At 45.2% G+C, this 25859-nt stretch carries 20 protein-coding genes; 2 read left to right on the top strand and 18 right to left on the bottom strand.

The genetic code is table 11. The annotated features are described in order from the left end of the window. The first annotated feature begins 174 nt into the window (after positions 1 to 174). The gene (locus ACO05E_RS12750) at positions 175 to 1143 is read left to right on the top strand and encodes a class 1 fructose-bisphosphatase (RefSeq protein WP_419813318.1); all 969 of its coding nucleotides are present in this window, start codon (positions 175 to 177) and stop codon (positions 1141 to 1143) included. Between the two features lie 115 nt (positions 1144 to 1258). Here ACO05E_RS12750 and fliD read toward each other — a convergent pair whose 3' ends face one another. The 3 genes from fliD to ACO05E_RS12735 all read right to left on the bottom strand — a co-directional run bounded on the left by fliD (position 1259) and on the right by ACO05E_RS12735 (position 9493). Beyond that, positions 1259 to 5227 (bottom strand): flagellar filament capping protein FliD, encoded by a 3969-nt coding sequence (gene fliD, locus ACO05E_RS12745; RefSeq protein ID WP_419813317.1) that lies wholly within the window; start codon positions 5225 to 5227, stop codon positions 1259 to 1261. Positions 5228 to 5372: 145 nt separating this feature from the next. Further along, positions 5373 to 5783 carry a flagellar protein FlaG gene (locus ACO05E_RS12740; protein ID WP_419813316.1) on the bottom strand — a complete coding sequence of 137 codons (411 nt, stop codon included), beginning with the start codon at positions 5781 to 5783 and terminating at the stop codon, positions 5373 to 5375. An 89-nt stretch (positions 5784 to 5872) separates the two neighbouring features. Beyond that, entirely contained in the window at positions 5873 to 9493 is a 3621-nt protein-coding gene (locus ACO05E_RS12735) for a flagellin (protein WP_419813315.1), read from the bottom strand. 191 nt (positions 9494 to 9684) lie between these two features. Here ACO05E_RS12735 and ACO05E_RS12730 point away from each other — a divergent pair, with 191 nt between their 5' ends. Then, entirely contained in the window at positions 9685 to 11727 is a 2043-nt protein-coding gene (locus ACO05E_RS12730; RefSeq protein WP_419813314.1) for a motility associated factor glycosyltransferase family protein, read from the top strand. 42 nt (positions 11728 to 11769) lie between these two features. Here the strand turns inward: ACO05E_RS12730 and ACO05E_RS12725 are convergent, their stop codons facing one another. The 15 genes from ACO05E_RS12725 to pseB are packed head-to-tail and all read right to left on the bottom strand — an operon-like array spanning position 11770 to position 25795. After that, positions 11770 to 12708, bottom strand: a complete 939-nt coding sequence (locus ACO05E_RS12725; RefSeq protein WP_419813313.1) for a class I SAM-dependent methyltransferase — start codon at positions 12706 to 12708, stop codon at positions 11770 to 11772. 10 nt (positions 12709 to 12718) lie between these two features. Further along, positions 12719 to 13921 (bottom strand): N-acetyl sugar amidotransferase, encoded by a 1203-nt coding sequence (locus tag ACO05E_RS12720; protein WP_419813312.1) that lies wholly within the window; start codon positions 13919 to 13921, stop codon positions 12719 to 12721. Further along, a complete protein-coding gene (locus ACO05E_RS12715; protein WP_419813311.1) occupies positions 13912 to 14739 on the bottom strand; it encodes a HisA/HisF-related TIM barrel protein in 828 nt (275 codons plus the stop codon). Before ACO05E_RS12715 ends, ACO05E_RS12720 begins: the two co-directional genes overlap by 10 nt. Further along, positions 14732 to 15346 (bottom strand): imidazole glycerol phosphate synthase subunit HisH, encoded by a 615-nt coding sequence (hisH, locus tag ACO05E_RS12710; RefSeq protein ID WP_419813310.1) that lies wholly within the window; start codon positions 15344 to 15346, stop codon positions 14732 to 14734. Before hisH ends, ACO05E_RS12715 begins: the two co-directional genes overlap by 8 nt. Further along, positions 15343 to 16473, bottom strand: coding sequence for an N-acetyl sugar amidotransferase (locus ACO05E_RS12705; RefSeq protein WP_419813309.1), 1131 nt, complete (start codon positions 16471 to 16473; stop codon positions 15343 to 15345). Before ACO05E_RS12705 ends, hisH begins: the two co-directional genes overlap by 4 nt. Positions 16474 to 16475: 2 nt before the next feature. Beyond that, entirely contained in the window at positions 16476 to 17402 is a 927-nt protein-coding gene (locus ACO05E_RS12700; RefSeq protein ID WP_419813308.1) for a hypothetical protein, read from the bottom strand. Beyond that, positions 17347 to 17898, bottom strand: coding sequence for a GNAT family N-acetyltransferase (locus ACO05E_RS12695; RefSeq protein ID WP_419813307.1), 552 nt, complete (start codon positions 17896 to 17898; stop codon positions 17347 to 17349). Before ACO05E_RS12695 ends, ACO05E_RS12700 begins: the two co-directional genes overlap by 56 nt. Then, on the bottom strand, positions 17888 to 19192 hold the full coding sequence (locus ACO05E_RS12690) for a DegT/DnrJ/EryC1/StrS family aminotransferase (protein WP_419813306.1): 1305 nt from the start codon (positions 19190 to 19192) through the stop codon (positions 17888 to 17890). The genes ACO05E_RS12695 and ACO05E_RS12690 overlap by 11 nt, the downstream gene beginning before the upstream one ends. After that, on the bottom strand, positions 19180 to 20157 hold the full coding sequence (locus tag ACO05E_RS12685; RefSeq protein WP_421722735.1) for a Gfo/Idh/MocA family protein: 978 nt from the start codon (positions 20155 to 20157) through the stop codon (positions 19180 to 19182). The genes ACO05E_RS12690 and ACO05E_RS12685 overlap by 13 nt, the downstream gene beginning before the upstream one ends. A gap of 4 nt (positions 20158 to 20161) precedes the next feature. Beyond that, complete coding sequence (gene pseI, locus ACO05E_RS12680) at positions 20162 to 21223, bottom strand: pseudaminic acid synthase (RefSeq protein WP_419813303.1); 1062 nt, start codon at positions 21221 to 21223, stop codon at positions 20162 to 20164. Continuing rightward, the gene (locus ACO05E_RS12675; protein ID WP_419813302.1) at positions 21216 to 21863 is read right to left on the bottom strand and encodes a formyltransferase family protein; all 648 of its coding nucleotides are present in this window, start codon (positions 21861 to 21863) and stop codon (positions 21216 to 21218) included. Before ACO05E_RS12675 ends, pseI begins: the two co-directional genes overlap by 8 nt. After that, on the bottom strand, positions 21860 to 22936 hold the full coding sequence (pseG, locus tag ACO05E_RS12670; RefSeq protein ID WP_419813301.1) for a UDP-2,4-diacetamido-2,4,6-trideoxy-beta-L-altropyranose hydrolase: 1077 nt from the start codon (positions 22934 to 22936) through the stop codon (positions 21860 to 21862). Before pseG ends, ACO05E_RS12675 begins: the two co-directional genes overlap by 4 nt. After that, entirely contained in the window at positions 22933 to 23628 is a 696-nt protein-coding gene (gene pseF / locus ACO05E_RS12665; protein ID WP_419813300.1) for a pseudaminic acid cytidylyltransferase, read from the bottom strand. Before pseF ends, pseG begins: the two co-directional genes overlap by 4 nt. Further along, complete coding sequence (pseC, locus tag ACO05E_RS12660; protein WP_419813299.1) at positions 23625 to 24797, bottom strand: UDP-4-amino-4,6-dideoxy-N-acetyl-beta-L-altrosamine transaminase; 1173 nt, start codon at positions 24795 to 24797, stop codon at positions 23625 to 23627. Before pseC ends, pseF begins: the two co-directional genes overlap by 4 nt. Beyond that, positions 24794 to 25795: a UDP-N-acetylglucosamine 4,6-dehydratase (inverting) gene (gene pseB, locus ACO05E_RS12655; RefSeq protein ID WP_419813298.1), complete on the bottom strand. Its 1002-nt coding sequence runs from the start codon at positions 25793 to 25795 to the stop codon at positions 24794 to 24796. Before pseB ends, pseC begins: the two co-directional genes overlap by 4 nt. Between the last annotated feature and the right edge of the window lie 64 nt (positions 25796 to 25859).

Here is a 25859-nt window from a genome sequence, read left to right as displayed (position 1 = left end):
AGTGTACTGACATATTTGTCTGCCCCCAAGCTTGGAAATATGACTTTTGGCAGGTGAATCGTGCTTTTCTTACGGTTTTCAAGCGTTCATTAGCAGAGATCAACTGAAATTCCAGCAATTTTCCGGTAGACTGCGCGACAATTTGAAATCGCCTGAGAGAGAGGATCACCCTTCATGCAACGCCTGCGTACCTTCCTGGATCAGCACTGTGACAACACTGCCGTCACTGACATCATCGACGGCCTGATGGTAGCGTGTAAAGACATTACCCATCAGCTGCACCTGGGCTCACTGGCAGGTATTCTGGGCAGTGCCGAACAGGAAAATGTTCAGGGTGAATGTCAGAAAAAACTGGATGTTATTTCTAACGACCTGATTAAAGACACGCTTGCTGGCATCTCTCACGTTAAAGGTATCGCCAGCGAAGAAGAAGATGAGCCGGTTGCCTGCAATAGCAATGGTGACTATCTGGTGTTATTTGATCCGCTGGACGGCTCCTCCAATATCGATGTTAACGTTACCGTTGGTACTATCTTCTCCATTCTAAAAGCTGCACCGGAGGCCGACGCCGCTCAGCAACATGCGTATCTGCAGGCAGGCACAGAGCAGGTTGCAGCCGGTTATGTACTGTACGGCCCGTCAACTTTACTGGTATTAACCGTCGGTAAGGGGGTGTTCTCATTTACACTGGACCCGCGTGAAGGCGAGTTTTTGCTGCAACGTGAAAACATTCAGATTCCGGCTGAGACTCAGGAATTTGCCATCAATATGTCGAACCAGCGTTTCTGGTTACCGGAAATGCAGAACTACGTTGCTGACTTATTACAAGGTGAAGAAGGCCCATTGGGCAAGCGTTACAACATGCGCTGGATTGCCTCGATGGTAGCTGAGATTCATCGCATTCTGACCCGTGGCGGTATCTTTATGTACCCATATGACAAACGCGATCCGAAGAAGCCGGGCAAACTGCGCTTGATGTACGAAGGCAACCCAATGAGCATGCTGGTCGAGCAGGCTGGCGGCAAAGCATCAACCGCGTTTGAAGACATTATGTCGGTTAAACCTGAAGGTATTCACCAGCGTGTTTCTGTAGTAATGGGTTCAGCCCGCGAAGTAGAAACCGCAGTTAAATATCACAGTTAAACACCGGGTTTAAAGTTTGAATAAAATAATGCCCACTGCTGAACTATCAGCAGTGGGCATTATTGTTTTTATAGATTGTTATTTTATTGCACTGTTGTTTTAAGGCCCGTTAACGCTAGTTCCGCTGATTAGCACCGGTAATGGCATCAAACTGCTGTTTAATAAAATCACCTGTGGTGTTGAGCCCCTGAATAATCGCATCGTTAAACAAGAACTGACTTTTTAAACGAGCTTCCTGAGCGGCTAAACGAGCATCCAGACGTTCCCGATCCTGGGTAATACCCAGTTTTTCCTGATCCAGTGCATCCTGACGGGTTCTGATAGTGCCGTTAGAGCCATCCAGAATACCGATCAAAATATCATTTAACTGATCACCAAAACCGGTGATATAAGTGACATCACCGCGTGCCCCCAAAGCACCACCGGTGACTTTTAAGCGGATACCGCTGGAAGGATCGATCTCACCTTCCCGGTCAGCGCCCTGCTCTCCATCCGCTCGCCCAGGAATAAAACCAAAGGTCGCCGCAGCACCCGGCGGAACATCCACCAGCGTTACCGATGAATCCGCCCCGGTCGAAGCGGAAATAATCCCCAGCTTCTGAAATGCAAACGATGCCGGATCATCATTAAACTCAACTTTGACACTGATACGTTCAGAGCGGAACGCGTCATTATCATTAATCGCTTCCTGCAACGCAGCCGCCAGTGTTTCACCCGAATTATATGCACCATTAACCAAGGTAATTTCGGCTTCGGTGCCATCCACATTAATCGTAAATTTATTGTTGGAGCTATCAATGGTGATCCCACTGCTCAGGTCTGCGGTAGGATTCGCAATATAAAAACCATTTGTCGCGTCTCTATTGCCGTTTTCTGCCGTTAAAAACTGCCCACGACCTCGTGCTTCCACACCATTAATCCGACCGGCAACATCGGTTCCGGTCGCCACGCTCGGGGTAAAGCTGTCGGCATCCAACAAACCAAAAACCGTAATCGCTGGAGTATCCAGATCTGAAAAAGAAACGTTGGTAGCATTGCCACCGATATTGATATTAAACGCGCCGAGATTGGTTTCCGGATTAAATTCGTACGACACATCCGGTATCACGTCGTAGCCATAAGTGCGGTTATCCGGTAAACCAAACGCGTCATAGCCATTACTTTGAGTTTCAGCGGTTAAACCAAGCGTGGCAGCGGCAGTACCGCCCAGATTTTTTACTTCTATTTGTGCGGATGAACCAAAAGTAGCGGCGGTTTTAGTGCCTTCTTTGGAGACGGTTTCAAAAAATAGCTGGTCAGAGCTATCCAGCTTAGCCACCACATCACCGGCCTGAAATTGTCCGGAGGAAATCAACGCCCGATCCAGTGCCTGCTGTACCACATTCAGGGTTGAATTCTGGTCATTACTCCCCCCTGTGCCATCACCGTTCACATCAACATTAATATCAATGCCGGCAACCGCCAGAGTAAAGGTTGCATTGTTTGCACCGCTGAAATCTATGCCACTGTTAATCACCGCAGCAGCCGAAGTTTGCGCACCTCGTCCATCACTGGTGACCTGAATAAAATCCTGATGTGGCGGCGTTGTGGGAGGAGTTGCAACAAAAGAGGTCAGTTTCAGGCCATCACCATCCTGACTGGCAATCACTACATCAGCACCAAAAGCAGCATCCAGCGCCGTCTGAATATCAGCGACATTATCACCGGAATCCGAGTTCACAATAATTTCTTTTTCAACACCGGAAACATTAACCGTAAATCCTGCGTTAGCAGTCGCAAAATCAATATTGGTAGCGATATCCCGGGTAGCGGTTGCTGTTTCGGCACCACGGGTTACGGAAGAAAACGCCGGATCAACATCCAACTGGTTTTTAATGGCTGTTTGAATCGCACCAGCCAGATCATCACCATTCAGATACGTTCCAGCCGCAACACTAACTTTGGAAGACGTTGTGACACCATCAACAGACAGATTAAATTCAACCGGGTCAGAAAAAGTAATCCCCGGATCATCACCATTCGCCTGAACTCCCTGAGTGGCATCCAACCCTAATTGTGAATCGGTAATGGTGCTGCCAACGGTGGTAATTTCAATTTGTTGCGTGTCGCCAACCGCGGTTGTCTGAAAAATCAGATTGCCGTTATTGTCAAAGGTTGCGGCAACCGCACCGCTTAAACTGGTGGCATCAATCGCTGTCTGAATCGCCTGTAACGTATCATCGCGATCACCAATAACACCATCGTTATTTAAATCATTACCAGCGGCGTTCTGATTAACCGTTACCGCAACGGCTCCACTGCCAACATCCAATGAAAAGGTGGCATTATTAGCGGCAAAATTAATGCCTTCATTTTGTGCTAAAGCACGACTGCCAGGCTGAGTAGAAGCACCATTACCTAAAAAAGCATCGGAATTAATCGTCGTTAACGGAATGCCCTGGTACTCACCTCGCCCTAACACATTAAACCCTAGTGTATTGGCGGTATTAACATCCACACTGGTAAACGAAACCCGGGAACTGGAGCCAAATTCATTAGAAGTAATATCAAAGGATCGATTACTCTGATTATAGTTAACCGTAACGGCAGAAAAATTATTACGAATATTTCGCCCACTATTAATTTGCAAAGCAATCTGACTGGCTAATTCATTACCGCTGCTGTAACTGCCGTGGGTCAGAGTAACGGCTTCATTGGTACCATCAACATTAATGGTAAAACCATCGTTATTTTCGTCGATAATTACCGGTTGCGAAAAGTCGAGAGTATTTACACGACCACCCTGATATTCAGCCTGAGTCGCCAACTGAGTAATTTCAACACCGTATGTGCCAGCCTGGGTATTAATCGAATCGTTAACATAAGTAATCTGGCTATCGGAGGTGCTGCCGCTTTTAGACAGAATACTGACAACCGAGGCCGCTTCATTCCGTAAGGCACGATTAAAAACAGAGGTATCAAATTCCAATAAAAAGTCGTTATTACGATCGGTATTTACCCCAAGCTCCGTTAGTGAGCGATACTGCGTGCCAACGAGGCCCGCAATGGGTTGGCTGATTAGTGAGCGAATCTGTTGCTGGATTCCCCGAATGGTTGAATCCCCCAGCAGCAAGCCAGCTTGTTCGGTGTCAGAGTCAAATGATGTCAGCTCATCAGAAAATTGTTTAAATTCATTATAGGCATCAACAAAAGCCTGAATATTTTCCTGAATACCTTCGGAGTCTGGTTCAACTGAAACCGTGACCTGCTTACCGACATCCGCACTTTTTAAATCCAAGGTGACGCCATCAATCACTTCTTCGACAGAGTTAGATGGTCGGGTAATGGCCAGGCCGTTCACTTGCAACTGAGCATCTTCACCACGGGCAGTTTCTTCCAGGTTACCCGCACCATTCTGATTTTCGTTGTAAGCCAGTGCCGACAGCCCTGTGGTTGCCAGGTTGCCATCGGCATCGAAGGTTTCAATACGTAACGCATTTTCTGCCCCGGTATCTGATGAGCTGACAACCAGCCGGAAGCCCGTACCATCATTAATAATGCTGGCACGCGCGCCGATATCAGCATTATTAATTGCGTCACGAATACCACTTAAGGTCTGATTCGAAGAATCAATAGTAATCGGATCACCGCCTTTTTGTGGGTTCACCTCCTGACTAACAAAATCGCCGTTACTGTTATAGGTAATTTCACCAAAGGTAATACGGATCTCACCTGTGCCGATATTTTCGTTAAAACTCGAATAAGTACCGGTAACCAGTGAGTGCGATTTTGCCGTGTTTAAAACTTCGATATTATAAGTGCCAGGGTCGGCCAGAACTGAACCAGTAGCGGTCAGGATGGATTCATCTGAAGAACTGGCCAGTGTTGAACCGGCTTCACTCGGAGACGCTAAGGAGCCAGCTGCTGATTTTAGCCGATCAGCCAGCGATTGAATTTCGCCATAAGCGGTGATTTTGGCATCAACAATGGTTTCTTCACGATCGAGACGCAGCTCACTGGCTTCACGCTCAGCGCCAATGATCTGATCAACCAGATCATTGGTTAAAACGCCAGAGCCTAAACCTAACGATTCAATTGCTGCCATAACCTTTCCTCAACGACTTACTTGTTACGTACCACCAAACCGTAATTTCCGCCAAACCGAAAAACCCCGGTATCAACCTTATCGGCCGATCCGGGGTTATTATTAGCGCCAGTGTCAGTTAAGTCACAACTGAGTTAGTCAGCCGTTATACCTGAGCACTGAATAATAACGATGGTTCCTCGTCATTCAATTTCTGCGCCAGTGTCAGAGCCAGTTCATCGGGAATCTGACGAATCAGCTCCGAAGACTCCTTATCAAACACCTTGATCACAGTTCGGCCACTGTCTTCATCCAATTGAAAGTCCAGCGTACGTTCAGTGGATTGCACATAGTCGTTCAGTTTAGAAATTGCTTCCTGAACTTTTTCACGACTGACGGTTTCGTTATTCACCGTGGCAACCTGAGCACCCTGCTGCGGCAAACCTTTGCCGGACAGTGCACTTCCCTGCTCAGCCTGATACGCACGAGCACCCGAGGATACAGCCGCTACCGGTTTTTGTCCGGCTGCAGAAAGCAGCTGAACCCGGTCGTTAATATTGGCTTTTAAATCATTCATAAATCACCTCGTATCTCTTATTCGGGAGTTACGACTTCAGCACCCTGAGTAAAGCATTGCTGAAGCCGTACAAGAAAGTTCTTAAGAACTTATCCCAGAAGAGACAGTACCTGCTGACCCGCAGCATTGGCCTGAGCCAGTACAGAAATACCGGCCTGCTGCAGTACGTTAGTACGCTGCAATTCGGCGGTTTCGGCCGCGAAGTCCGCATCCCGAATACGAGAGTTTGCAGCATTCAGGTTTTCGGAAGTGATCTGCAGGTTACTTACGGTAGATTCAAGACGGTTCTGAATCGCACCTAAGTCGGCCCGCTGGCTCGCCACCTGACCAATCGCATTATCAATCGCGGTAATCGCTGCAGTTGCACCTTCGAAGGTCGAGATATCAATATCTGTCAGGAATTGACCATCTTCACCGCCGCCAAAGGTACCTGCTGATAATCCAACGGCTTCCAGCTCACCGTTACCATTAGCACCACCAGCAACCGTAAACTCGGAAGCAGAAGTTAGCTTCACAGTGCCATAAGTTGTCTCATAAGTACTTGCTTCCGAAGAAAGTCTTGTACTGGCATCTCCTGTACCAAAGGTTGTTTCACCAATACCTGCTTCATTTGCATCAAGGCCAAAAATTGCACCGATTGAATCAGATGAACCGGAGCGATCATCAATCGCGATGGAGACGTTACGGCCATCTGCTGCGGTTAAGGTCAGTGACACACCGTTATCTTCTGCGGTAACACCGGTTTTACCTGCATTCTGATTAATCAGGTTCAGCGCATCAGCACGAGCACGATTGGCATCAACAGTTGTACCGCTACCTTCATTCTGCAAAGTAACAACGCCAATGTTTACACCGTTGATGAACAAACCAGCCTGATCACCGGATTCGAAGCTTCCTGGAACCGCATTAGTTCCATCACCACCAGTCACCGTAGTTGCATTCACTGTTGCAGTAACACCAGTTTCATCCGCCACCTCATTAATAGCCGCAGCAACGGCAATAGCCGACTGGCCTTTTTCAGAAGAGAGGATCCTCGTACCATCAGATGCTCTGGTTGCAGAGGCTGTATCAGCTCCGGCATCAGCCCCACCGATGGTTACACCGTTAATCAACAAGTCACCATCCTGCAAGCCATTTACACCAGAGAATGTAGCTGAGTCACTGTTATTAGCAAACAGCTCTCCACCAGTTCCCTGAGGATCCGAAAGTGTTACCGTGACATCACGGCCATCATCAGAGAAAAACTGTAGCTGGCCGGAAACACTTTGCTCCTGCTCACCGACAAAAGTCCCGCCCCCCTGAGACAGAACAACACCAGCACCATCGGCATTCTCACTATCAAGTGTCACTGTATCAGAGGTAAAGTTGCGGATAGTCAAAGAAATAGAGTCAGCATCAGCATCATAAACAGCCGAGACATCTAGGTTAGCGTTTGTTGTTGCTCCATTAACATCATCCGCTAGTTGCGCCAATGTAAAGTTACCAGCACTATCAGCTGTTGCAGAAATATCAACCGAGTTAGCACCAGCTTGAATCCTTAGCGACTCACCGCTTTCTAAAGTACTGGCAGTGATTGTTAAATTGATTTCTTCAAATGCAGTCACACCATCCACGCTATTAACCGCATTTGCTAACTGGGCAACACTAGAGCCTGCTTGTAGCGGAGAACCAGCAACACTAACATCCTGACCACCAAGATTAACGTTGATATTCGTTTCCTGAGTTGAAGTATTCACCACACCAGATACCGATTCAGCGGCTTGAGTAGTAACACCATTTAATAACTCACCTGATGTACTACTAAGAACTACACTGACAGCACTACCAGAGGCTGAAGTTGACTCGAAACCTAACTCACCACTCAGAATAGATGCGCTTGCACCAGTATTCAGAGTCACCCCACCGATAGTTACCTGGCTACCAGTTGTTGCAGAGTTAGATGCAGCCAAAGAAGTTGAGGTTTCATTACGTACTGTAATAGATACTGTATCACCCGCAGAATTCAACTCAGCATTAACATAACCGGTTGCACCAACAGCGGTTGAGAAGTCTGAAGAATTAATTGCATTCAGTACACTCTCAGCACGGGCTTCAGCACTGGTCCCGACAACACTGATATTGACACCACCAAGAAGGAAGCTCGCACCACCAGTACCTGCGGCACCAGCTCCGAGACCACCAATGTCAAAGGTACCCTGCTCAAAGAAGTTGACTTCATTGGCGCCTCTGGCAGCATCTGCCTGGAAAGCATATTCTGCAATACTGGTGTTACCACTAGTGTTTGTAAATACAACTGCAGTAGAGGCTCTACCATCAGAGATAGTTAACGAAGCTTGTGAAGCTGTAACCTGAGCAGCGGTGGCTGTCGAAGTGACAAGGCTAGTTACAGTAGCACCGGTTAAAGAAATAAAGGAGCCGCCAGAATCTGTTCTGCTAATCGCTCCATTCAGACTACCACTAGCAGTACTTGCAGTTCCCTCAGTACTTGTTTGGGCTGCTGTCACACTAGTTGCAACACCACGATCAAACGTACCTTCAGTTAAACCGGCATTGGCAAGATCACCCCGACCTGTACCATTACCACCACTAATTTCAATGGAGTTACGGTCGCCGTCAGCAATCAAGGTGTAACCACCTTCATAGGTATTCCCAAACACAGTACCAGGATTAGTACCATCCAAGTCAACTGCACCACCAGCAAGACCGGTAGCCGCGGCAAAGTTAGCAGCAGTTAAGCCACCACTAAGATCCGCAGTATCAAATGAAATATCAATATTTCGACCATCTTCTGCTACCAAATTAATACCGGTCGCAGCGTTATCAGTATCAACAGCTTGAATACCAGTCTGCTCAGCAACTGCATTGATAGCCTGAGTAATACCAGCACGAGTTTGCGCCGCATCGCTACTGGTTGAGAAAGAGATATCAACCCCGTTTAGCGTGAAAGTGCCCGAGCCACCAGCTACGGTTTGCTGCTGAGTACCTGCTGCCACATTATCATTAACAAACGCAGTAACACCGGTTTCATCAGAAAAACGGTTGATCGCCGCTACTTTTGAAATGGCTGATGCCGAATTATTAGACGTCGATGCTGTATCATCTGAAGCACGAGAGGCACTAATTGCAACACCATTAATATTTAAATCACCATTTCCCAAAGCATTATCCGTTCCTTGCGCACTAAGTCCTGACTGAGAAGAAGAACCCAGCCTATCTGCAGTTAACTCAGCAATGGAAATATCTACGGTTTGACCCGCGTTAGCACCAATCTGGAAGGTGGCGGCAAATGAGCCATCCAGCAGGTTACGGCCGTTAAAGTCGGTTTCTTCGGAAGTCCGGGTAATCTCAGCAACCAGCTGATCAACCTCAGACTGCAGCGCATCACGGTCAACATCAGAGTTGGTGGCGTTCGCCGACTGAACCGCCAGCTCACGAATACGCTGTAAGTTATCGTTAATGGAACCTAAAGCACCTTCGGCCGTTTGAGCCAGTGCGATACCATCACCTGCGTTTCGGGTTGCCACACTCAGACCATTAATCTGAGAGGTAAAACGAGTCGAAATTGCCAGACCCGCCGCATCATCTCTCGCACTGTTAATACGCAAGCCTGAAGACAAACGCTGCAACGCTTGTTGGTTATCAGACTGCGATCGGTCGAGGTTACGCTGGGCGTTAATCGAGGCAATATTGGTATTAATAATTTGAGGCATAGCTTCGTCTCCTTTGCCACCTGAGGTGACCAATGCCCACGATGCGGGGCTCAACTTAGTTCGTTACAACCTTGTTAACGGCAAGTAAGAAGATAGCTTTAATATTTTTTTCGATCTTTTTGCCACCGCACAGAAAAAAAGAGGCATACAAATTGCATTTATTTTGTTTTTTTATTGACGAGAAACTGGCGATGACCAACCCATATATCCAGAAAGCAATGCAGCTGAAAGAAAAAAACCTGCAATACTTCAAAGGTCATCAACCTGGCCTGTTTCAAGTCGTAAAAAGTGTAACGTTTGAACACCTTACTCTGAATATCGACACCAAAACTGGCAAGCTAGACATTTTAGATGGCAATACCCCTCTGTATCAGGGAGATGCCCAAGCCTATGCACAAACAGAAGTTAATCATTACTTAAAGGACTTCAAACCCGGCACGCACATAAGGACAGTAGCGCCGCCACAAAAAGGAGAGCTTGAATACCATCGGTTCTTTTGCAAAAGAATCAATAAGCTTGTGAATTCTACCCCAGAGGGAACAATCATGAACGGAAATTATCTTCTTCCAGATTTTTATCCGCTTATGGTCTTCATCGGATGCGGCCTTGGTTTGCATATCCAAAAAATGGTGGAACAATCAGATATTCAGAACATTATTATTTTCGAGCCAGAGCCTGAGTATTTCTACGCTAGCCTATATGTAACAGATTGGGAAATACTGTTTCGAAAAACAGAGAACAAAGGTAGAACACTCGACATCATTCTTTCATTTTCACCAGATGTAAACAGCTACGACAACGGAATTATCCTTTGGAACAAATTAATAAACTGCGGCCCTAGCTTCCCTTCTTTCTCATTATTCTACAATCACCAGAGAAGTGACAAGTACTCCAAAATCATATCAAGAATCAGTGAAGATATGCATTATTTCCTCAACCAATGGGGTTATTATGACGATGAAATAAACCAATACAACAACGCTTTTCACAACATAGCCAAAGGAATCCCAAAATTATCAAAAGAAAAAATAAACAAAGGAAAAACTGCAGTCATTGTCGGCGGAGGCCCTTCTTTGGACTCGCGCATCAATGAAATCATTGAGAACCGCGAAAAAATCACCTTAATTTCCTGCGGCACAGCAGTACACACACTAATAAAAGAAGGACTTGTACCAGACATACAAGTGGAAATTGAATCTCACATGCTGACTTACGAGCATTTAGTATCAATAGAAAATAAAGATTTCCACAATAACACTTTATTAGTTGGTGCCGTACAACTCCCTCCTAATGTATTTGACATATTCAAAAACAAAGTATATTTCTTTAAAGATTCAACACCGCTAGCCGATGCATTTATTGATAACAATGAAGTAGTTGTATTTACAACACCGACCTGTACAAATACAGGTGTTGCTATTGCTTCCAAACTTGGATTCTCCAGAATCATGCTCTATGGAATGGATTTTGGTTTTTGGGAGAAAGAAAAACACCACTCCAAATCCAGTGTTTATTATTCAGATAATTTGAGCGAAAACATCCAGAAAGAAATCAACCAGACATTTGACGAAATAATGGAAGTCGAATCAGTATTTGGATCTAAAATATATTCAATTTCCATGTATACAACATCCAGAAAAACAGTGGAAAACTGCATTATCGCAAATCCAGATATTGAGTTTCATAATTGCTCATCAGGAGCAAGAATAAGAGGCTCTTACTACATCGAACCACAAAAAGCAAAAGAAATATTATCAATCTCAAAAAATGAGAAAGACGAAGATAAAACCAACCCTTTCATAGGAGGAACTTTAGACAAAAAATTCCTAAGCGATAAAATTTCTGAATTAAATTATATCTTCAAAAAAATGTGTAAAGAACTCTCATCATTTATAGGAGTCGTTGATTCCTCAGACATACGAACACTATTCATCGCAGCTCATCAAATGAACAATCATATGCTAGGAAGATTGCAAGCACGTTATGGACGTTACATTTTCTCATTAAGAGGAAGCATATGGCATTACTTACATACAGGAGCAACTATATCTGTATCAATCAGAAAAAAGGAAGAAAAAGAAGCTTTTATAGAATTATGGAAGGATTCATTCCGTAGTTTTTTAAAAGATGCACCAGATCACTTTAAGAAAATAACATCTAAAGACTATCCTGATAATAGCGACCCATGGATTAGAGACGATATTGTTGGCAATGAAATTCTCTATCACGAATAAAAAAAATGCCTGCATGTGATTTGACATGCAGGCATGCTATTTTTACTTTTTCTTAGCAATCCACTCCATATTGCCATTACCGTAAAGAATCTGAGACATAGTCGAAGTCATATCATAGTGCAATGCTGCAAAGTGTTTTCGGATATTCTTCCGCTGAACAAAGCGCCGACAACGCTTGGGTTCTTCAAAACCATGATCTGCAAACATCTTACGAACCCAGTTTTCGTCGAGGTCGGTACAATAACGTGTCGGAGCCTGAATCACATTCTGAAGAAAAGCGCAGAAATCATAATCAAACAGCTGTGCAAATTTTTCATAGTTAACTTTTTCATCAGCATGTTCGTTTGTTACCTTCTCATGCTGGCCCAAAAGCTTCTGAATCAACTCCGGCGAAATATTATCTACCAGATTTTTAAAAGTCTCATTTTTATTATAGAAGCGCCGCACAGCAGGAAACACTTCTTCCTCAAACAATCCGCCAGTAGTACCAAGAACAACATAAAGATGACCACCTGATTTCGTGACCCTTGCTAATTCTTCGAAAGATTTTCCTGCCTGATCGGTATCATTTAAATGAACCAGAACACCATTACTTGATACAAAATCAAACTCTTCATTTTCAAAAGGAAGCGAGTCAGTACTGCCAGGAACAAACCGCATCGATTGCAACGGAACATCAAACTGACTCAATTTTTCCTGAAGTGGTTTTATCCAGTTATCCCCCAGCTCAAGGCATGTTTGACTCTTCACACCAAACCGATGCATTGCCAGTTGAAAGTAAGCTGTGTTACCACAACCAGCATCCAGAATACTTTTACCATTAAGGTCATCATCCTCAAGATGGTAATAGGAAAGATCTGAATACATTTTCAAAAAACGATTAAACAGAACATCGTCTTTCAAATACATATTATGTTGTTTCTCATAAATATTACGAGTTTTATCAGCAGTCTGGCTGCGCTCTGATATTAAATCTTCCATATAAGGCCTCTTATTTTATTCCTTTCCCAATGGTTATGTATTGATCTTTCCGATCCATAGATAGCTGCGTTGCTTCCTGTAGAAGTTCAGTCACTTCTCCCAGGGAGTAATCTCTATTATTCTCCCCATCTGATTGCTTTTCCTGATCAAACTGATGTAATACAAATTCCAAGCCAGCCTGATCAATATCCAACCAATCCAGAAGAAGATCTTCGTATTTGGTTGATTGACAGCCGTAAAATTTATTGGCGATTAAAGCCTGATCACGTGAGATTCGTCCATGGCGAATCTCACGTGATAGTTGATCTGTCACTTTCGAATAACCACATTTCATTCCTTTGATACGATCATGAAGATCCATATAGTTATAACAATCAACATGGTCATAGGTATCAAAAGTTCGATTAAAGGAAGCTCCTTGATAATCGTATAAATCCACCATTTTTTTATGTTGGGCCAGAGGGTCCCAGCGAACATAGTTATTCAAGTAAATACCACGCACCCCCACTCTATTCAAAGAGTGATCATCCGGGTAACGATATTGCCAGATATCACCCTCAGTCAGAGTATTAAACACACTCAATAAGTCATCAGCTTCATGTCCCATCAAGTCGTGATCTTTGCGATAGCGCCGGGTCATTTCAACTTCATGTTCGTGAGAGAACATGCCTACTTGCTCCATACCTTGATGTGCGCCCCAGATGATTAAAGGGATTTGATAACGCACTGCGGTCTGAACCGGAAACACGGTTTGTCCGGAAAGGCAGTGCCAGTACAAACTGCCGAACTTACGAAGTGTTTCTTTAGTAATCTTTTTTACCGCAAGTGGGTTAACATTCTGAATAACGATGTCGCAGTTAAATTTTATTCTCAGGTTGGCTAAATTTCTGATGCCTAACGGTGTATTCCAATATTTGTTATAAGTGACTAATAATGGATTCATCTTCAACCGGTTTTTTACAAGGTGAAGTATATAATAAGAATCCTGAGCGCCCGTCACTGGTACAATGCAGTCATAATGGCGTGTATCGGATGAACGATAAGGCTGGACTAACTGCTCCAGCAAAGACCAACGATGCTGCCAATCCAGTGCATCTTTCTCTTCATGAATACGACAGCCGCTGCAAATACCCTGATCATCAATCACCAACCCAAGTGCATGATCCGCTTGATACAAACAGCGTTTACAGCTCTGCATTGTATTTACAGACATAATCCACCTCCCTGTTGATAGCCAGGAAAACGAATTGATATATCATCAAGCTCGGCTTTAATAGCCTGCACGGCATGTTCTGAATAGTTAAGAAAATTACCGCAGGCTGCCGCTGAAACACGATCATCCGATAATATTGCCTGAAACTGATGAGCCTCACTGATTCCACCAAACAGTATTTTAGGCGTTGTAATCTGATCAAAAGCAGAAATAATGCAGTTATCAAAGGCTTCTTTTTTTCCTTCATTAGCGACATCAACCAACATCAGTTCAGATACATGTTTATTATTGAGCAGCTCGATGACCGATGTACTCACTGGCGTTGATTGTTGACTGCGGTAGTTAAACCACTGATACCCCTGCTCGGTATTCTGAACCGGCATCACGGCAATAACAGCCTGAGCCCCCAGCTTTAACGAAATCTTTGATACTGCATCCGGGTCATCATGTAATAAGGCATCCACGGCAATACGATCCGCTCCATATTTAATAACCTGAGTGGCATCATTTTCGTCACGGATGCCACCACAATAACAAAGTGGCGTGCTGATCCCTGCTTTAGCTAACTGTTGTAGCAGGTCGAAATCGGGCCCTTGTGCCTGCCCCTCTCCTTGACTATGCCCTTGCACCTGTCCCTGCATACCATGAGTGCCATTGCGATCAATTACCTGAAGCAATATTTCATCCACGCCCCAGCGATCCAGATTTTCAACCACACACAAAGGATCACCAACCGGTAGATACTTTCGGTATCCAAAAGATTGAACAACCAAGCCCTGGCGAATGGTTACTACGCCAATAATGCGCTTCCTAAGCATATAGCAACTCGTCGATGGTTATTTTCAGGATGTTTTTCCCCGCCGCCTGACTTTTTTCAGGATGAAATTGTAAGCCGCAGACATTATCGCGTTTTACCGCTGCAACAAGCGGCCGGCTCAGCCGTGAGGTGGCAATAACGTAGGTATCGGAAGTATTAAATTCAAATGAATGATTAAAATAAAAATCCTGACCATAACAAGGTTTTAAAAAACTCTGCCCTTGCTCAGTGATTTCCAAACGGTTCCAGCCGATATGCCAATCCGGTGTAGTCAGCGGCTGAACCTTTCCGGGTATCAGCTCCAACCCACGAGTCGTACCGTGCTCATAAGAAACATCTGCCAGCATCTGCATTCCCAAACAAATACCTAACAAGGGTTTGCCCTCGTATGCCCACTGACGCAATACCTGATCCAACCCAAGTGCGCGTATTTCTGACATGGCCGTTACAAAGGCTCCAACCCCAGGCAACAGCAATAAATCGATACCGCTAATATCTTCAGCGCTACGAATCATACGGGTTCGGTAACCTAACGAATGCACAGCACTGGTGACAGAACGGTGATTACCAGCTCCATAATCAACAATGCCGATCATAGTGGTATTCATAAACCCACCCCGACCTGAAACTTAGGTACAATCTGACCATCAGCATAAACGTCAAAAAGCTCACGATTCACCGAAGCACGCACTTTCTCCCAAAACTGCTGAACACTGATACCAATATATTCACAAAAAGACTCGATATAATGATCACCACAAGCAGAGTCGTATTGATCAGCTAATTCAGCGCCCTGACTACGTGCCATACGCCCCAGTCGAATCTCTTCGTTAACATAATCAGTCACCCGGCCAAAACCAAATTTATAGTATTTAATCATTTGATTCAGCGTTACCCAGTCTTCATCCAAAGCGGTCACACCGTATAAGTCACCAGTATTTTCAACACCATCATCACGAATACGTAAACCTTCCAGACACGAATAGCTGGCGTTATTAACCAACGACCAATCACCTAAAAACCAGCCCAAATAAACAATGGAGATATTGGCTTCTTCAAACTCTTCCAGAGTTGGATAACGATAAGGAATTAAATCACCCTGATCAGCTCTTAATTCAGTTATCCAGTCCAGTGCTCCACCAGACAGGGTATTCATATTCCTCAGGTTATTGCCGTCATAACCGGTTCGCCCGAGTGTTTTTAAATCACCCAATTGCAGGCCAGGGTTTTCACCCCAGAATATCAGTTCAATGCCATATTGAATGGCTAACTGAGGAACTGAGCTAAATAAAGCCAGTTCTGTCGATTTTGCCCAATTAGTAAATTTATCAAAACTTAAGCACATCAGCTCACGCCAGGTTTGCGGAGCCGGAGCACAAATAACACAGTCAAATCCCAGATTAATCAGCTGTGAAATATTATCGACACCACGCTCAGTAACCTGTTCCGGGGGATAACTCAAGCAGGCTAATAGTGGCTTCATACCCAACTTATCCCGAACAAATAATGCCTGACGTGTACTGTCTTTTCCGCCGCTGACACCAATAATACAATCAAAAGGCTGCTGTGCCCGCTGCTTATAATCGGCAGCTAATTCCTGAAGAATCTCAAAACGTTCCTGCCAATCAACATGCTGTAATTCAGAAAAATAATTGCATGCAGGGCAGACACCTTCTGCGGTAAATACCGTATTGGGTCGGGTATCTGGTTGCAGGCAATGTTTGCAATATTGCACGGCTAACTATCCTTCAAATGAATAATATCTTGATGAGGCAAAATACATGCCGGAGCTTCTTCAGGCAGACTGCTTACCACTCTCTTTCCTGCTGCCAATGCAATCACGAGTGCATAACTCTGCATACCAACTACCAGCTGTGCTTCTGCAATCTGCTGTGTCAGCGATGTCTCGTTATCAATATGAATATCATGTTGAGAATAACGATCAATAAGAGGTTGATATTTCCCCGGGTCATCTGACGGGTGTGGACGAATAATAATATTTGTCTGAGCTGGCGCGATAAGAAATTGACTCAACTTCTTAAGGTTCGCCATAAAAAAGTCAAAACAGTGACATTCGGCAGCTTCTGATCCTAACGAGAAATGCCTCAAGGGCTCCATAATGAAGAGTACGACATTATCTGAACTTGTGGTTTTCCAGTCAGAAACTTCTTCTGCAATCCCCTTCAGGTAACGGTTTTCTTTAACCACCACACTGATTGATGGATATGCCGCGCTAGCCGAAGTACGTGCGTCTTCATCAACCACCCAAATCGCCGAAACGGCGATAGGTTGACCACCAAGCAATAACCTTTCTGAATAATTCGTCCAGTGGTCAAACACGGCAACGGTTGTTATCTTTAATCGGGAAGCCAGACGCATAGCTTGCTTCTCAATATCCGTTGCCCACCCTGTTCCACACAACACAACGTCAAATTGAGGAATTAAACGGTCATAGCTTTGGTTAGCAACAGGAATTCCTTTTTCCTGAGCAAGCTTCAGAGCCGGCCCATAAAAACAAAAAGCAACGTCGTAATCGGATAAATCACCGGATAAATACCAGGCAAGAATATGATTAGCAGCGCCGGCATCATGGGCAATAGCCAATAGTTTATTCGTTTTCATCACAGTAATAAGCAAAGAAAAGAATATCGACAGCAACACCATCGACAATTTCCTGAGCATGCCGCTGACCATCAGCACACATTCCGGAACGCAGTGCCAGGCGAATCATTGATTCGTTACAAGCCAGAGTTCCGGCCGTTATTTTCCGAAGATAGGGGACTTTCTTAAGCGCTTCGAGCACCAGGCACCAGGCTTGTGTGGCAATGCCCTTTCCCCAGGCATCTTTATTACCTAATAAAATACCAATATCAGCCGTTGCATGATGATGATTGATATAAACGGTCATAGTACCAACATGACCAAGCAATGGGTCAACGATTGCTAAAAAAGCGTTATCACTGCTTTGCATATTATTAAAATAAGCTCTGCAGCTTTCATAAGAATGCTCGATAAAGCGTTGATTACTGTATTGAACCACAACCGGATCATTCAACCAGGCAATATAATCGTTATTGATATCAGTAACCAGAAATTCCCTGACCCTAGGAACCTCCTGCTGACTCTGTAAATGCTGAATTAATTCCTGCTTAAACATCATCAATCACCATTGCCTTCCAGACTTTATGAAAAGCTTTAACAATCAGATCGATATCCGCTTCCGTTAGCTCATAGACACATAAGCCAAATCCAAGATAGCTATGTTCATTCAGCTCTTCTGCCACCGGACAAATACCTTTGTCATAACACACATCCTGACGTGCAAAATCCGCACTCCATGGAAAGCCAGAGGTACCATAGGCGGTTTTTTTCTGGAACATCGGCAACAGATGCAGATTCTGATAGCGGGTCGCAACCTCAACACCTTCTGCGATTAAAGCCTCAGCAATCTGTTGCCGTGTGACTGGCAGCTGCTCATGATCCACAATCATCGGATAAATGTAGTACACATGGGTTGCCAGCGGCTGCACATAAGGCAGTGTTAACCCTGTCAGGCCATTCAAGCCTTCGGTTAATCGGGCGGCTAATTGTTGCCGCGTTTCAACCACACCTGGCAATTTTTGTAACTGCTGCCGTCCAATCGCACACTCCAACTCACCCAGGCGAAAGTTATAACCAATCATATTGGTCAGCGGTACATCATCACGATCAGCCAATACCGCTTCCGCATGGTTGCGGATTAACCGAACCTTCTCAGCCAGTTCGTCATCATTGGTAACAACAACACCACCCTCACCAGTATGGATATGCTTATGATAATTAAGGCTGTAACCACCGATATCGGCCAGTGTTCCCGCAAATTTTTCCTGATACCGAGCCCCAGGAGCTTGAGCGGTGTCTGAGATAATTTTCAGATTAAATTCATCCGCGATTTTCTGTAATTCCAGCATATCCGCCGATTGGCCAAAAATATCCACCGCCATAATCGCACGGGTTTTTTCCGTGATATTTTTTCGTACAGACTGCGGGCATAAATTAAACGTTCGCTGATCAATATCAGCAAATACCGGAATCGCATTCCAATGAAGAATCGCAGTGGCGCTGGCACACATAGTCCAGGGGCTGACAATCACTTCATCGCCGGGCTCAATACCAATTGCACCAACTGCGGCAATTAACCCGGATGTCCAGGAGTTAACCGTAATGGCATGCTTTACCTGAAAGAACTCGGCACATTCCTGCTCAAACGCTCTGACCTGCTCACCGCCATAAAAGTCCTGATGCCAACAACCCAGAAACTGCGATAACACGCCGGTTTTCATTACCTCGGCAACGGCTTGCTGCTCTTCCTCCCCTAAGCTGTTATAGCGTGGAAAAGGCGTTGTAATTACCGCCTCACCACCATGAATGGCTAATAATTCCTGCGCTAGTGATGGCGGGTTTATAGAGGACATTCTGCTCTCCTGACAAGTTCTTCACACAAAGCCTGAGCTGCAATGGCTCGTCGGGCACTATCATAATTTGGGCGGGTGTCTGAGCTCTGAGCCAGCTTGATTACATCATCAATTGCATGCTCCATCACTGGTAAATATTCACCGTCAGAAACCGACACCTCACCCAGTTTTGAGTAGTTGGTATACACTGGGTTATCTTGTTTAACCCTTTTATGCCAGCTCAAGCCACCGTCACGCATACAATATTCGCCGGTCGTTGTTATTACCTGTAATTCAAACAAACTAAAGTGTGTGGCATCAACACAATGCAATGAGATGGGCGTACCGGATTCAGTAGCCAGCATGGCATGTAAATCCGTATCGCCATGCACCTCTGAAGCCGACTTCAACACGCTAGCCGAGATGGTTAATGGCCCACACAATCGCAGTAAAATCTCCAGCATATGAGAGCCATTATTTAAGATACCGCGATTATAAAACCCGGATATGGATTGTAATTCTCCATAGCCCCCGGCATGAAACTCATCAATAAAATGGCTCAGTTTCTGATCCCAGTAGCGGCTATAGTTCACCAGCAGATGAATACTGTGGGACTCGCATTGCTGCAGAATATTGCCGGAAGACAACAGCGAAGTCGTAATGGGTTTTTCGGTAAAAATGACCTTGGGCCGAAAATGAATGACCTGCTGAATATGTGTTTCGTGGCAGTGACTGGGTGAACAAATACAAACGATATCAAACTGGCTTTCTTTGGGTATTTCTTCAAGTTTTCTGTAGCTGTTGTTAACGGCCCATTGTTCAGCAAAGGTTTCAGCCGCCTGTCTATTGTTATCAACACAAGCGGCCAGAGTCACCTGATTTGACTTATTTAAAGCAGCCGCATGGGTCAGAGCATACTCGCTTTGAGTATTCAAGTCGTAACCCCCGGCAATATTGCCGCAGCCTATAATCAGAACCGTTAACATAAGTTTATTTCAATAACGACCAACTGAGTGGCGTCCCTGCTGGCAGATCTGAAGTCACGGTACAACCTAAAACTTTATCAATTTCTTTCGGCGGTAAACCAAAACCCGGACGAATTGCACGTACGTTATAGGGTGTTAAGACATCACCTTTTTTCACGTCCTGACATAAATACAAGGAGCGCCGAAACTGTACCGAACCTAGCTCATCACTTAATGGGCCATACTGAATGGCTCCCATTGCCTGATGAGCCGTTTCCGTATCCTGTACCAGACGTTTCAGCTCATCCGGTTCCATCGAAAATGCACTGTCTACACCGCCGTCTGCTCGCGATAGCGTAAAGTGTTTTTCAATCACACAAGCACCCAGCGCCACCGCTGCTACTGCCGCACCACTTCCCAACGTGTGATCCGATAATCCAACCTCACAGTGGAACAGCCCCTTCATATGCGGGATGGTAGCGATATTGCTGTTATAGGCTTTTGCCGGATAAGTGCTGGTGCATTTTAATAAAACAAAGTGCTCACATCCTTCTTCTCGCATAGCACGCACGGCATCATCGATCTCGGCCAGAGTTGCCATACCGGTTGAGACAATCATGGGCTTGCCTTTGGAGGCAATATAACGAATTAATGGAATATCAATACACTCAAAGGAAGCCACCTTGTAGCAGGGCACATTGAGGGTTTCGAGAAAATCAACGGATGTTTTATCGAATGGCGAGCTGAAAATCGTAATGCCTTTTTCTTTAGCACGCTCAAATAGCGCCTGATGCCATTCCCAGGGCGTATGTGCTTCTTCATATAAGTCGTACAACGAACGGCCATGCCACAGACTCTCCGGGTTATCTATCACAAACCCTGGCATGGTTGAATTCAGCGTCATGGTCTCTGCGGTATAGGTTTGCAGCTTAATGGCATCAGCCCCTGCGTCAGCCGCGGCATCAACCAGCGCTAAAGCTCGATCAATTGACTGATTATGGTTACCGGATAACTCAGCGATAATATAAGGCTTACAATCGCTACCAATCTGACGCCCGGCTATGGAAAAAATTTCGGCGTTACTCATCCGTTACATCCTCAATAAGCAAACGATATTTGCGCCCATGATGATTAAAAAATGCGGGAAAACGTTGATTATCCGCCACCCGCAGCTGATTGAACTGCTCTCGAATTGTTAAGTCGATATCCAGTTCACTGTCATCAGGGGTTCTGAGTCGATAATAACTGGCCTTTTTTTCATCCTGCGGCTGAGCTTTCAATTCCGGATATTCCTGCACAAAACAGCTCATCAGTTCACATTCTGCGGCAAACAGTTGCTGATGAATTTCAGATAACAATTCATGGCCCGTTAATTCAATGCTTTTTTTCAAAAATACATCGCCTGAATCCACCGGCTCTCTGGCTTCTAACAAAGAAACGGTGATTCGGTTTTTTCCCGCTAAGATATCCCAGATATAAGGTGACCAGCCACGCCCTTCAGGCAAATCACTGGCATGTAAAACCAGTGTTTTTTGGTATTGGCTGCGAATATTGTCAGACACAATGTCGCCACAAGAAACCAGAAATAATAAATCGCCTGGTGTTAACTCAGAAAGCGTGCAAACAAGTTCGACCTGATGTGACTGTAGCCTTTGCTGCTGACACCAGTCTTCCAGCTCTGGCCAAACCGGGTGTGCCGGGTTACTACAAACAACACTGATTCTCATCTCATATTTTCCATTACGGCGATCACCCGGCGACAGCCATGCCCATCACAAAGGTTTTGTGCATTAATAGACAACTGCTGCACCCGGCTGTTGTTCTGCATTAAAGACTGGACTGCCTGATTAAAGTCTTCACCCTCCACTGCCTCACCTTCTCCTAAATACAAGGCACTATCATGTTGCTGCGATTGTTCAGCAATAACTTTCTGGTTATCAGCCAACGTACACAAAACAGCAGGCAAACCCATCACACAACGCTCCCAGTTTGCAGAACCGGCAGCACCAATAAACAGATCAGCAGAGGCCATTAATTCCGGCATCTGATCCGTTTGAATATAAAGCTGAATATTCGGGTGATCACACAAGGTTTTAACTGTATCGATATTCGGGTTTTGTTTACCAACCACAACATCAAGTATTAGTGGTTGTTGCTCTAGCAATGGCATAAGCCCATGCAAAGCTATTGAAGTAATATTACCCGAGTCAATCCCACCAAAGAATATCAAAACCCGTGACAATTTTGATCGGGCAGGCAACGCTTGTGCATGCTGAGAAAAACGAGAATGAATCAATGCGTACTGAGGCCCGGAAAGACGATGAAAATCATCCACTTTATTCGGGTCCAGTGATAAATCACCCGCATAAGGCCGATCCAGATCATCAATAATTAATAACTGGCATCCTGATGTTTTAATTGTCTGATGCCAGTCCAGCGTCAACGCATAATGATCAACAATCAGCCAATCCACTTGAATACTATTCAGTACTTGCAACGTATCCGCGGCATCTTGCTCTTCAGAAACACCAAGCCAATGTAAATACGGATTTTCCTGCTTACTTTTATCTGGTGTATGTTTTTCTACCGTGCTTGTTACTACAACCGCATTATCTTGCAGTAAAGAATAAGTACCAAAACCACGCTCTTTCAGAATATTCTTTAAAGCATTGGTCATATGGCGATAAATAAAAACAACTTCATGACCAGACTGATACAAAGCATCAGCTAATGCCAGGCAGCGCATCACATGACCGGTACCAATCAATACAGAGCCGTCACAACGAAACGCTACTTTCACGAAGGCTTACCCAACAATACCGGTGCCATCAGTTCAGCACGCTGCCAGTCGTCTTCGGTATCAATATCCTGCACCCGCCAGCGCGGTATTTTATATACACGGGATCGCTCTGAAAAAATCACTTTATTGTCCAGCCAGGCTTGTGCTGTTCCCCAATAAAACTGCCCGGCATCATGTAGTGCTTCCGGAAGATCCTGAGAGCGGGTATTAAAATGTTCCGGATAGAACATCTCAACGCCACCAGTATTCAGCGCTTTAAAAGAACGGAAAACAGGGGCCGGAAAATCTGTCACGGTAAAACAATAATCCCAGTCGTCCTGACAAAATTGATGGTACGACTTTTCAATATCCTCAGCTTGTATAAAAGGCGCGGTTGCATACAAACAACAGACTGCATCCAGCGATATACCTTGTTGCTGACAATAATCAATCGTATGGGCAATAACAGCCGTTGTTGCGGTATGATCATCCGAGAGCTCAGGCGGGCGTACAAACGGAGTCTCTGCACCGTATTGCCGGGCAATGGCGGCAATTTCTTCATCGTCGGTAGAAACAATAATACGATCAAAAACAGCTGATTTTTTCGCCGCAGCAATCGTCCAGGCAATCATAGGCTGACCGGAAAACGGCTTAATATTTTTGCGCGGAATACGTTTACTGCCTCCGCGCGCAGGAATTACAGCAATTCTCATAGTACTCCCTCTTTTGCCAAAAGCGTCTTCAGCGTATCACAAACATATTCTCTGTTTTCGTCAGAAAGCCCCGGATACAGAGGCAAGCTGATGGCGCTGGCGGAATAAGCTTCGGCCTTCGGGCAATAACCCGGTTGAAAACCCTGGTCACGATAATAGGGCTGTAAATAAATAGGCATATAATGCAGGTTCACACCAACACCAGCCTGCCTTAGTGCTTCAAACAGGTTTTTATGCGTTGCAGCTGCAACCTGGATAATATAAAGGTGAAAGCTGCTTAAGCTGTTTTCACTGATAGGCAGCAAGGTCAGAGGTAAAGTCTGCAAGGCTTGGTGATAATCCTGCGCCAGCTGATTACGCCGAGCGACATAGCTATCCAGCTTATTTAACTGACGTATTCCCAGCGCTGCCTGAAGATCCGTCATACGGTAATTAAAACCCAGCTCTAGCTGCTGGTAGTACCAAGAGCCTGGTTCCGGATCAGATTCTTCCCAGCGCATTTGATGGGCATCACGGGTAACACCATGGCTGCGCAACAAGCGCATTTTTTCGGCCAGTGATGCTTTATTCGTTACTGCCATGCCACCTTCTGCGGTGGTAATAATTTTAACCGGGTGAAAGCTGAATACCGTGATGTCACTGAACTGACATGAGCCGGTTTTTTTTCCTTGGTATTCACTACCAATGGCGTGGGAAGCATCTTCAATAACAGCAAAATCATACTGTTTGGCAAGGGCATGAATAGAGACCATATCACAAGGCTGGCCTGCCATATGTACAACAATAACCACGTCCGGCAGTGAATTATCTTTCTCCGCCTGTTGTAATTTTTTTTTCAGCGCTTGCGGGCACAGATTAATGGTCGCAGGATCAATATCAACAAAATCCACCTCTGCACCGCAATAGCGGGCACAGTTGGCGCTGGCAACAAAAGAAATAGCCGATGTCCATACCCGACTAGTGGCATTCACCCCTAAAGCAAGACACGCCAAGTGTAACGCTGAGGTGGCACTATTCACTGCGACGGCATACTTCGCCTGACAATACCGGGCGACATGCTGTTCAAACTCCGGGACTTTAGGCCCTTGAGTCAGGAAATCGGATTTCAGTACATCAATAACTGCGTCAATATCTTCGTCATCAATGTTCTGACGACCATAAGGAATCATGCACCGGCTTCCTGTAATAACGCCTGGGTTTCTGCCACATCCAAAAACCAGTCATTTGTGCCTGAGTCGTAAGAGAAACCTTGCTCAACCGGCTTCCCCTGTTCACCGAGGTTATTGGATAAATAGTTAACCTCATCATCGTGAAAGTTAATCGCCGGAGAGATCACATAATGATCTTCAAACTCCACCGTGCGATAACTGTCATCACGTGGGCACATTTTTTCGTGCAATTTTTCTCCCGGACGAATACCAATCTCTTCAGTAGCAATCTCAGGCGCAATGGCTTTTGCCAGATCCAACATGGTCACCGACGGAATTTTCGGAACAAAAATTTCACCGCCTTTCATCCGGGAGAAGTTTTTAATCACAAAATCGACACCCTGTTGCAGAGTAATCCAGAAACGGGTCATGCGGTAATCGGTAATCGGCAGGCTGGTTTTACCTTCAGCCAGTAATTTACGAAAGAATGGCACTACCGAGCCACGCGAGCCCACCACATTGCCATAACGAACAACGGCAAAGCGTGGCACCTCGCCTCCCACCATATTATTGGCGGCAACAAACAGCTTATCGCTGCATAATTTGGTAGCGCCGTATAAATTCACCGGGTTGGCGGCTTTATCCGTTGATAGTGCAATCACTTTTTTGACATCGTTTGCGATAGCCGCCCGGATCACATTTTCAGCACCATTAATATTGGTTTTGATACATTCCATCGGATTGTATTCCGCTGCCGGAACCTGCTTCATCGCCGCGGCATGAATCACATAATCTACGCCTTTCATGGCCTGCATTAAGCGCTCACTATCGCGTACATCGCCAATAAAATAGCGCATACAGGAATCGGAATATTCCTGCTGCATTTCAAACTGCTTCAGTTCATCCCGAGAGAAGATGATGATTTTTTTCGGCTTATAGTTCGCCAGCAAGGTCTTGGTGTATTGCTTACCAAAAGAGCCGGTGCCACCGGTAATCAGAATGCTTTGTCCGTCAAACATAGCCAATTCTCTGTCGTTTTTAGTTGATTAGTACGACTAAAGCAAATGGCGCACCAACTTAAGA

The organism is Bacterioplanoides sp. (genome assembly GCF_965226395.1).
Taxonomy (GTDB): Bacteria; Pseudomonadota; Gammaproteobacteria; order Pseudomonadales; family Oceanobacteraceae; genus Bacterioplanoides.
The sequence above is the reverse complement of the archived record's forward strand: the minus strand, read 5'-3'. Positions and strand labels throughout refer to the sequence as shown.

Coding starts and splice junctions, on each gene's coding strand:
- ACO05E_RS12750 (WP_419813318.1), top strand. CDS start 175: ATGCAACGCCTGCGTACCTTCCTGGATCAGCACTGTGACAACACTGCC.
- ACO05E_RS12720 (WP_419813312.1), bottom strand. CDS start 13,921: ATGTCTGTAAATACAATGCAGAGCTGTAAACGCTGTTTGTATCAAGCG.
- ACO05E_RS12675 (WP_419813302.1), bottom strand. CDS start 21,863: ATGAGAATCAGTGTTGTTTGTAGTAACCCGGCACACCCGGTTTGGCCA.
- hisH (WP_419813310.1), bottom strand. CDS start 15,346: ATGAATACCACTATGATCGGCATTGTTGATTATGGAGCTGGTAATCAC.
- ACO05E_RS12730 (WP_419813314.1), top strand. CDS start 9,685: ATGACCAACCCATATATCCAGAAAGCAATGCAGCTGAAAGAAAAAAAC.
- pseF (WP_419813300.1), bottom strand. CDS start 23,628: ATGAGAATTGCTGTAATTCCTGCGCGCGGAGGCAGTAAACGTATTCCG.
- ACO05E_RS12690 (WP_419813306.1), bottom strand. CDS start 19,192: ATGTCCTCTATAAACCCGCCATCACTAGCGCAGGAATTATTAGCCATT.
- ACO05E_RS12685 (WP_421722735.1), bottom strand. CDS start 20,157: ATGTTAACGGTTCTGATTATAGGCTGCGGCAATATTGCCGGGGGTTAC.
- fliD (WP_419813317.1), bottom strand. CDS start 5,227: ATGGCAGCAATTGAATCGTTAGGTTTAGGCTCTGGCGTTTTAACCAAT.
- ACO05E_RS12695 (WP_419813307.1), bottom strand. CDS start 17,898: ATGATGTTTAAGCAGGAATTAATTCAGCATTTACAGAGTCAGCAGGAG.
- pseB (WP_419813298.1), bottom strand. CDS start 25,795: ATGTTTGACGGACAAAGCATTCTGATTACCGGTGGCACCGGCTCTTTT.
- pseI (WP_419813303.1), bottom strand. CDS start 21,223: ATGAGTAACGCCGAAATTTTTTCCATAGCCGGGCGTCAGATTGGTAGC.
- ACO05E_RS12740 (WP_419813316.1), bottom strand. CDS start 5,783: ATGAATGATTTAAAAGCCAATATTAACGACCGGGTTCAGCTGCTTTCT.
- ACO05E_RS12700 (WP_419813308.1), bottom strand. CDS start 17,402: ATGGTGTTGCTGTCGATATTCTTTTCTTTGCTTATTACTGTGATGAAA.
- ACO05E_RS12735 (WP_419813315.1), bottom strand. CDS start 9,493: ATGCCTCAAATTATTAATACCAATATTGCCTCGATTAACGCCCAGCGT.
- ACO05E_RS12725 (WP_419813313.1), bottom strand. CDS start 12,708: ATGGAAGATTTAATATCAGAGCGCAGCCAGACTGCTGATAAAACTCGT.
- pseC (WP_419813299.1), bottom strand. CDS start 24,797: ATGATTCCTTATGGTCGTCAGAACATTGATGACGAAGATATTGACGCA.
- ACO05E_RS12715 (WP_419813311.1), bottom strand. CDS start 14,739: ATGCTTAGGAAGCGCATTATTGGCGTAGTAACCATTCGCCAGGGCTTG.